Annotated in this window: 5 protein-coding genes; all 5 read right to left on the bottom strand. The window is 62.2% G+C overall.

What is annotated here, in order from left to right:
* Positions 1 to 722 (bottom strand): Gfo/Idh/MocA family protein (locus TQ39_RS19160; RefSeq protein WP_167541558.1); only part of this gene is annotated, 722 nt, incomplete at its 3' end.
* Positions 723 to 885: 163 nt separating this feature from the next.
* Positions 886 to 1,707: an RICIN domain-containing protein gene (locus TQ39_RS19155; protein WP_050006723.1), complete on the bottom strand. Its 822-nt coding sequence runs from the start codon at positions 1,705 to 1,707 to the stop codon at positions 886 to 888.
* Positions 1,708 to 1,864: 157 nt separating this feature from the next.
* Positions 1,865 to 2,455, bottom strand: a complete 591-nt coding sequence (locus tag TQ39_RS19150) for a TetR family transcriptional regulator (protein ID WP_050006722.1) — start codon at positions 2,453 to 2,455, stop codon at positions 1,865 to 1,867.
* A 13-nt stretch (positions 2,456 to 2,468) separates the two neighbouring features.
* The gene (locus TQ39_RS19145; protein ID WP_050006721.1) at positions 2,469 to 6,542 is read right to left on the bottom strand and encodes an efflux RND transporter permease subunit; all 4,074 of its coding nucleotides are present in this window, start codon (positions 6,540 to 6,542) and stop codon (positions 2,469 to 2,471) included.
* 230 nt (positions 6,543 to 6,772) lie between these two features.
* Positions 6,773 to 8,645, bottom strand: a 1,873-nt coding sequence (locus tag TQ39_RS19140) for a M15 family metallopeptidase (RefSeq protein ID WP_050006720.1), incomplete at its 5' end; no start/stop codon positions are given.

Genomic DNA, 8,645 nt, shown 5'->3' with positions numbered 1-8,645 from the left:
AGGCAGTTTTCCTCGATGCCGCAGTCCACCAGGCACCGCTTGCCCGCGCCTGCGGGCTTCTTGGCCGGGTCGAACTGAAAGTCGCTGCCGAAGCTGGCGACCTGCCGGGGGGCGACACCGCTTTTCAGCCACATGATGAGATCCATGTCGTGGCAGCATTTGGCCAGCAGCATGGGCGCGCCGCACTTTTCCTCGTTGCCCCATTTGCCGCGGATATAGGACACCGCCAGGTGATGATAGCTGACGTGCTCGGTGGCCTGGATGTTGATGATATCGCCGATCTCCCCGGCCAGCAGGCGCTCCTTCACGGCCACATAGAACGGCGCGTAGCGCAGTACGTGGCAGATCATCACCCTGCGGCCGGTCTCGCCGACGACACGCTGCAGCTCCCACATCTCGTCCTCATTGACGGCGAAGGGCTTTTCCAGAAGCATGTCGTAGCCCCGGCGCAGCAGCGGGACGGCGGTTTTTACATGCTGGGTATCCATGGTGCCGTTGATGACGGCATCGGCCAGCCTGGGGCGCTCCGCCAGCGCCTCGGCGCTTTCAAAGCACATATCCTCTCCAAACCCGTGCATCTCCGCCGTTTTTCTGCGGCGGATGGGGTCCGGGTCGGCCACGCCGACGATCTTGAGCGCCTGTGGATTTTCCAGCGCATAGGTACTGTAAAGCAGTGCGCGGTGTCCCGCGCCCACGATAATTGCAGTGATCTGTTTTGCCATTTTGTTCCATCCTTTCCAGCCCGCCGCAGCAAGACGCGCCGCAGGCACGGTTCTTAGCATACCTCCCCCGCCGCGCTCCGTCAAGGGCTGTTTTGCGCAAAAAAGCCCCGGCTGCGGGCAACTGCCGCAGCCGGGGCCGTGTTTTCTCCCGGTTGCGCATTTTTCAGCGCTTTCCGGCATTTTTGGTTTTCCATGCTTCGGCTCCCGAACGTGCCGTAAGCCGTCTTTTATTTTTCTTCGGCGCAGACTTCCCGGCCGTGGGTTTCCCCTTCTCAGGCGCAGGAACCGGCTCGGCTTTTTTCGCCGGTTCTGCTTTCTTTGCCGGTTCCGGCTTTTTTTCCGGCGCTGCTTTCTTTGCAGGCGCCGCCGCTTTGGGCGCTTCGGACGCCTTTGCGGGCGCCCCGGCTTTTGCCTCCTCCGCCTTTTTCACAGCGGGTTTACGGCCGCGTTTTGCAGGCGTCTTTTCCGCCTTGGCAGGCCCGTCTTTTTCCGCCGCCGCTCTCTTCGCGGCAGCCTTTTTGGCCGCCGGCTTTTTCGCCGCTTTTACTTCCGTAAATTTCCAGGCCTGGTTTTCGCCATCCACATCATCCCATATCTGCAGGCGCGCGCCGTTTTCCTGGCTCATGCCCACGATATCCAGCACCCGGCCAGACAGCTTGGAGCGCACCTTCCAGCGGCCGTCCGCCGCCGGCTCCAGCGTCCAGAGCTGGTTGTCCTTGCCGATATAATCCCACTGGTGCAGCCATGCGCCGTTCTGGGAACCGGCGTTGATCACGTCGAGCACCTTGCCCGTCAGCTTATTCTCCAGCTTGTAAAGGCCCTCGGCCACTTCCACAAGCAGCCAGATCTGGCTGTCTTCCTTCACATTGTCCCAGAGCTGCACGGCAGCGCCGCTGGCAGTGTTGAAATCGGCAACTTCAAGCACGCGGCCGTTTTTCGCCGCGATTTGATAACAAACATTCGATACAGGTTTTTTCTCGTTCATCTCAAAGCAACCCCCTTTTGGGAAATTATACCATAATAAGTCAAAAAATTCAATCTGCCCGTCCTGATTTCGGAGCATTGTACAAGCTGCACAGGTATCTGTTTGTTTCTTTGGCTAAATTGTTTGTTTTCCGCAGGATCTTGCACCATGCTTTTCGCTATGACAGCGCACGGCGCACCATTTGTCTGGCGTCCTCCCGCAGCGCGGCGTCATCCTGGCCCGGCAGAATATGCTGCAAATTGGCATACCCGAACACCGCGCCCGCAAGCGCCATCAGCGCATACGCTTCACTGGGCGGTTGGCGCAGCAGCCCTTCCCGCACACCGCTCTCCACAATGCACGCGATCATTGCGCGAAGCTGCTCCACCACCTGTGCATCTCCAATGTGGCGGCACACGGCCTCGGGAGATTCCAGCGTGCGCGCACTGGCGAACAGCACCTTCATGCCGGAGGCCTGCGCCTGTACGGAATCCCGCGCAAAGCACAGCAGTGTGTCCAGTTTCTGCTCAAAGCCTTCCGCTTTGTCTACCCGCTCGGAGAGCGCGTCCGCCTCCCCGCGAAGGCGGTAGGCCATCGCTTTTGATATGATTTCCTCCCGCGAGGTGAAATATTCATATACCGTTCCCTTTCCGATGCCGGCCTCCTCCGCGATCTGCTGCACCGTTACGCTGTACATTTTTTCGCCCCGGGCCAGCAGCCGGAACACCGCCTCGTACAGAGCGGTCTCCTTTTCCGCGTTTTTCGCCATAACGAATCCCTCCTCAGCCTGCCGCGGGCTGCGGCAGTTCCTTCGCCGCGTCTGCCGCCGCATCGTCCAGTTCCGGGTCATACAGCGGCTTTTTGCGGAAGATATCATACAGTACGGGCACGACCAGCAGCGTCAGCAGCGTGGCGTACGTGAGGCCGCCGATGGTAACGATGGCCATGGGCTGTGTCATCTCCGCGCCGTCGCCAATGCCAAGCGCCATCGTGGACATGGCCAAAATGGTGGTGAGCGCGGTCATCAGCACCGGGCGGATGCGCGTGCGGCCCGTTTCCAGAATGGCCTCCGTGCGGTCCATGCCCGCCAGCCGCAGCTGGTTGATGTTGTCTACGAACACGATTCCGTTGTTTACCACCACGCCCGCCAGAACAAGGAAGCCCAGCATAGCAATGATGGAAAGCTCGCTGCCTGTGAGCCACAGCGCAAGCAGGCCGCCCGTAAATGCCAGCGGGATCGTGAACATCACGATAAACGGGCTCATCAGGCTTTGGAATTGAGCCACCATGATGAGATAAATGAACACAACAGCCAGCGCGATCATTTTGACAAGGTCCGTCATGGCGCTGTTGATGGTTTCATTTTCGCCCGCGATCTCAACGGTATAGCCTTCGGGCAGCTCGTAATCCGCAAGCTTTTTTTCCAGCTCGCGGCTCACGAGGCCGATGTTGTGCCGGGCGTCCACGCCCGCGCTCACGCTCATGGTGCGCGCGCCGTTTTCCCGGTTGATGGAGGAAACGCTGTCGGTCTCCTGCTTTGCCGCGATGTCGTACAGACGGACGGTCTCCTCCTCGCCCTCCGCGTTCGTCACCGTGAACGCGTGATCCATGATGTTGCCCCGCGTGGGCGCCTGTCCTGCCGGCTTCACCACGACCACGGGCGTATCCGTGCCGTCCAGCGTCAGCGTGGTGGCCGTGTTCTCGGCCTTCAGCTCGGCGGCAAGCTCACTGTATATCTGCGCCACGGTCAGCCCGTGCTGCATCGCTTTGTATTTGTCCACTGTGATGCGTGTCTCCGGGTTTCCCGTGACCGAATTTTCCGAGATATCCACAAGGCCTTCTGTACTGCGCAGAATACCGCGCAGGTCATCCGCGATGGCGTTCATTTCGTCCAGGCCGCGCCCGGTGATGACAAGCTCCACACCGCTGCCGCCCAGAGCGGACATATCCATCGTGGATTCCTGCACCTCCACGGTGCAGTCCAGGTCCGCCACCTGCGCTTCAATGGCAGCGGAAACGTCGGCATTGGTGGCGGTGCGGTCGTCAGACAGCAGGATATAATAAGTGATGCTGCCGCCGGAGGACGAGCCGCCCATCATCGAGGACATACCGCTGCCGCCGGACATCGCGCCTACGGTCTCCACACCATCCACGGCCGCGATGCGCTCCATGACGGTATCCGCCATGGCATAGGCATCCTGCTGCGCCGCGCCCCTGGGCATCGTCAGTGTGGCCGACATCTGCGGGCTGTCCATCGCCGGGATGAAGGCTGTGCCCATCTGCGTTGTCAGGAAAATGCTGATGGCCAGCAGCGCCGTCACGCCCGACAGCACCGGCGCTTTGTGCCGCAGCGCCCAACCCAGCAGCCTCTGGTATCCCTCCACAAAGGCGTCGAACCACCTGTGGCTTTTCTCTTTGGTGTTTTTCAGCACGGCGGCACCCATGGCGGGCACCAGCGTCAGGGCTACCACCAGGCTGGCCAGCAGCGAATAGGCAATGGTCAGGCCCATATCCGTGAACAGCTCGCGGGAAATGCCCTGCGTGAACACAATGGGCAGGAACACACATATGGTGGTGAGCGTGGAGGCAAAAATAGCGCCGGACACCTGCTTCGCCCCCTGGATGGCCGCCTTGGAGGCAGGCACGCCCAGAGAACGCAGACGATAAATATTTTCGATGACAACAATGCTGTTGTCCACCAGCATGCCCACGCCCAGCGCAAGGCCCGACAGCGAGATGATGTTCAGCGTCACATCTGTGAAATACATCAGCGTGATGGCACACATCAGGCTGAACGGGATGCTGCACGCCACAATAAATGTGGGCTTTGCGTCCTTGAGGAAAAAGATCAGCACGATGATGGCCAGCAGGCCGCCCCACAGCAGATTGGAAAGGACGCTGCCCACCACCATGTCGATGTAGTCGCCCTGATCCATCAGCGGCGTGATGTGCAGGCCCGGGTTCTGCTCCTGCAGCTGTGCGATGGCGCTGTTGATGCGCTGGCTCACCGTGGCCGTGGACGCCGTGCTCTGCTTCTGGAACGACAGCACCACGCCGTCGTTGCCGTTCACCTTGGCATAGCTTTCGCCCGCGTTGTCCGTCAGAGCGATATCCGCCACATCGGACAGGCGCACATCGCCCACGCCGTCCACATCCATGTGCATCAGCAGCGTGTTTTCCAGCTCCTCCAGAGAGGCGTACTCCTCGCCCACCTTGACAAGATACTGCTCCTCACCTTCGGTGATATAGCCCGCGGGCATGTTGAAGTTCTGGGCCATCAGGATGTTGCCCAGCATGTCCGCCGTCAGCATGCCGGACAGATCGGCCTTTTTATAGGCCGCATCCCGCGCCTGATCGAACTGCTCCTGCGCGTCCGCAAGCTTCTGTTCCGCATCTTCCAGCTGTGTTTTTGTGGTACTCAGCGTCACTTCACCCCTAGTGAGCTCGTTTACCGCCGTCATCTTGCCCTTTTCCAGCTCGGCATAGGCATCCTGTGCCTTTTTCAGGTTTTCCTCCAGCGCAGGCTTCATGCCGGAAATTACAGCGAGGCGCGTGGTAATGTTGGAAAGCTCCGCCTCCACCTCGGGCAGACGCGTGTCCGCCCTCAACGCCGCATCGCGCAGCTGCGTCAGGCTTTCCTTTGTCAGCGCGGCAAGCTGTTCGCCGCCGGGCAGTGCGCCCGCCTGCGCCTTGAAGGCTTCAAAAGACGCGTCGTCCAGAGCCAGAAGCGCGTCCACGTTGGCTGGAACGGCGGCGGCGGCCTGTTCTCCCACCACCGCAGGGTCCGGCAGGGCAGGCAGGCCCGGCTGAGTCTGCTGGAGTTGCGCGTAAACGGCGGCGGCTTCCTCATAAGTGCCCACAGCGGGCCGGCCCATCTGTGCCAGCAGGGCGTTCACGCTGTCCAGCACTCCCTGCTTCGCAGCAGCCGCAGCAGCCTGACGAGCGGTGTCCCGCGCCCCCGCCAGAGCCGTATTGATGCCTTCATACCCCTGCTTTGCCTGGGTATAGCCGTCTCTTTCGGCCTCGAACGCCTTCTGGTTGGCTGTAAGCGTGGTCTCCTCGCTCAGCAGCGCGGAAAGCGTGGCGGAGGCGCCGTCCACCTGGGCGCTGCCCTGGGCCAGCTTGTCCAGCGCAGAGCCTTTTTGGCTTTCCAGCGCGGCTTCGCCCTCGGCCAGCTTCGCCTTGCCGTCCGCCACCTTGGCCTGTCCCTCACGCAGCTCGCGCTGTGCGTCCGCCAGACCGGAATCCACGCCGGCAAGGACCTTATCGTTCAGCGCGTCGATCTTCACCTGGTCGAGCGTTACGGTCACCTGCTGCTCCACAAGGCCTGTGGCATCTACGCTCGCAACGCCGTCGATGCGCTCAAAGGCCGGCATAACGGTTTCGTCCGCAAAGGCGGATATCTCTTTCACGTCCATGCCGTCCATATCCACGCTGGCCACCATCACGGGCAGCATATCAGGGCTGATCTTCATCAGCATGGGGGTCCCCACTGCATCGTCCATCTGGCCCGAAACGAGGTCCACATTGGACGAAAGCTCGATCATAGCGGAATCCATGTTCGTTCCCTGTTCAAATTCCAGGATAACGATGCTGGCGTTTTCGCTGGAAACCGAGCTGACGTTCTTAATGCCGCCCGTCGTCCCCAGCACCGCTTCCAACGGCTTTGTCACCGTTGTTTCGATTTTCTCCGGGCTTGCGCCGGGATACGTTGTCATTACCACGACATACGGCAGCTCCATGGCCGGCAAAAGGTCTGTCGTCATGCCCGTAAACGAGATAACGCCCAGCACAAGCACCAGCACTACCGCCACCAGCACGGTATAGGGTTTTCTTACACTGAATTGCGGAAGCATGTCTTCCCTCCAAAATACGCGCGGACGCGGATTCTCCTCCTGCTCCCCGGCAGGGACGAATTCCGACCGACCGGTCGGTCGGAACTTTTTCAGTATAGCACACGCGGGCACGATTTCAACCCCGCGCCGCGCCGCCGCCGCGGATTTTACATTTTATTCATACCCTGTGCAGGCACAAAAAGCCCGCCCCGCATTTCCGCGGGGCGGGCCACAACGTTTCCGTTTCTGCTTTACTGTGCCAGATATTCCTCAAGGCACAAGCCGCTTTCCTTGATTTTATGCGCCTGCTCGGAACCAACATAACGGTAATGCCAGGGCTCGTAATCCATGCCTGTCGCCTCGGTCTTGTCCGACGGATAACGCAGAATAAAGCCGTAATCCGCCGCATGCTCGGCCAGCCACTGGGCCGCTGCTGTCTCCGCGAAGCCCGCGTCCTTTGCCGGGTGGTCTTCCGAAACGATGTCCAAGCCCAGGCCCGTATTGTGGTCCGACGTACCGGGCGCAGAGGTGTAGTCGATGGCCTTTGTCTCTGCATCCGCCTGGGAAAGGCCGCCCTCCATCAGGGTTTTGACACGGGCGTCCCAAAGCTCCTGCTGGCGCGCGATGCTGCGGTAGCCGTTGGTGGGCTTCAGTTTGACGCCGGTGGCGGCCGCATCGTTCACCATCTGCCGCAGAGCCTCCGCGATGCGCGCGTCTATTACAGCCTCTCCCACGGTCGCCGTCTCGGCCACCGTGAAATCACCGGGCAGCACGCTGCTGCGGTTGGCCAGCACCATATACCACTCGTCCCGCGGGATGGTTTCCACCGGGGCCGCGGAGGATGCGTCCGGCGGCGTGCTGTCTGCCGGCTGGGATGTGCTGGACGGTACGGAGCCAGAGATCCCGGGCGCCACGTCTCCGTCCTTCCCGCCAAAGAACACAAAGTAAAGGATGATGAGCAGCGCGATGAGCACGATGCCCGCCCAGGCAAAAATCGTTTTGTTCGGTATTCCGCGCCGGGCCGTGCCGGTACTCCTGCGCGGCGGACGGCCGCCGCCGGAACCTGAACCGCCGCCCGTCCGGGTACGCCGCTGCGGAGCGCGGGGCGCAGGCTCTGCCTCCTCCGGGTCCCGGTCATACAGGTCCGGGAATGCCGGATCCGCTTCCTGCGGGGCGGTGTATCCGCTCTGCGGAACATCGTCGAACAGGTCAAAGGGCTGCGCGCCCTCAAAATCAAAATCCAACGGCGTCTCCGCTGCCGGGGGCTGCGGCTCCTGCGCCGGCGGCGGTGCAGGCCGGGCAGGCGCAGGTGCAGGACGCTGGGTCGGGGATACGGGCGCATGCCAGTTGATAGGCCGTGGCGTGCGCGGGGCGTTTGCAGGGCGCGGCGTCGCCGCCGGCCACCCCGAGGGACGCAGCTCCTCCCCGCCGGATGCAGGCGGAACGGCCGGCGCGGGCGGCACGTCATCATCCGCCACCAAAGCGCTGAATACAGCCGCACCGATGTCTTTTTCCTTTGCCATACGTGCGGCACGGGCCGCGGGCGCCGGCTGGGCCGCCATTTTGGGCGGCGCGGGCTGCGGGGCCGCGGCAGGCGCGGGCGCATCCGACTTCACCGGTGTGAACGCCGTCGTGGGAGCGTCCGCCTGCAGCGCGGCAGGCGTAAACGCCACCGTCGGCGCATCCGCCGCGGAATACAAGGGACTGGCCGTGGACCCCGGCTGCCCAGGCCGGGACGCAGGGCGTTCCACAGGCGCATCGTCGAAATCAAATACAAAAGGCGCCGCCTTGGGCACAGGCTCCGCGGAGCGCGGCGGCTCCGCAGGCTTTACCGCCGCCGGAGCCGCGGGCGGCACAGCGGCGACAGGCTCTGCATCGTCCAGAATATCCAGCGGCAGCGGCGTGTAGCCATCCAGTGGCGCGGCAGCAGAAGCCGGCGCGGGCCGGGCGGGCTTTTCTTCCAGAATTCCGAAATCGAACGCGGCCTCTCCGGAAGGAACTGCAGACGCCGCCGTCCGGGATGCGGGACGCTCCACAGGCGCATCGTCGAAATCGAACACGAACGGAGCCGCCTTGGGCGCGGGCTGAGCAGGGCGCGGCGGCTCCACAGGCTTTACAGCCGCC

Origin of the sequence: Ruthenibacterium lactatiformans (assembly GCF_000949455.1) — a bacterium.
GTDB classification, from domain to species: Bacteria; Bacillota; Clostridia; order Oscillospirales; family Ruminococcaceae; genus Ruthenibacterium; species Ruthenibacterium lactatiformans.
Note: the sequence above shows the minus strand (reverse complement) of the source record. Positions and strands in the feature narration are given on the sequence as shown.

Excerpts from the sequence above, each read along its gene's own strand:
- TQ39_RS19155 (WP_050006723.1), bottom strand. The coding sequence starts at position 1,707 with ATGAACGAGAAAAAACCTGTATCGAATGTTTGTTATCAAATCGCGGCG.
- TQ39_RS19150 (WP_050006722.1), bottom strand. The coding sequence starts at position 2,455 with ATGGCGAAAAACGCGGAAAAGGAGACCGCTCTGTACGAGGCGGTGTTC.
- TQ39_RS19145 (WP_050006721.1), bottom strand. The coding sequence starts at position 6,542 with ATGCTTCCGCAATTCAGTGTAAGAAAACCCTATACCGTGCTGGTGGCG.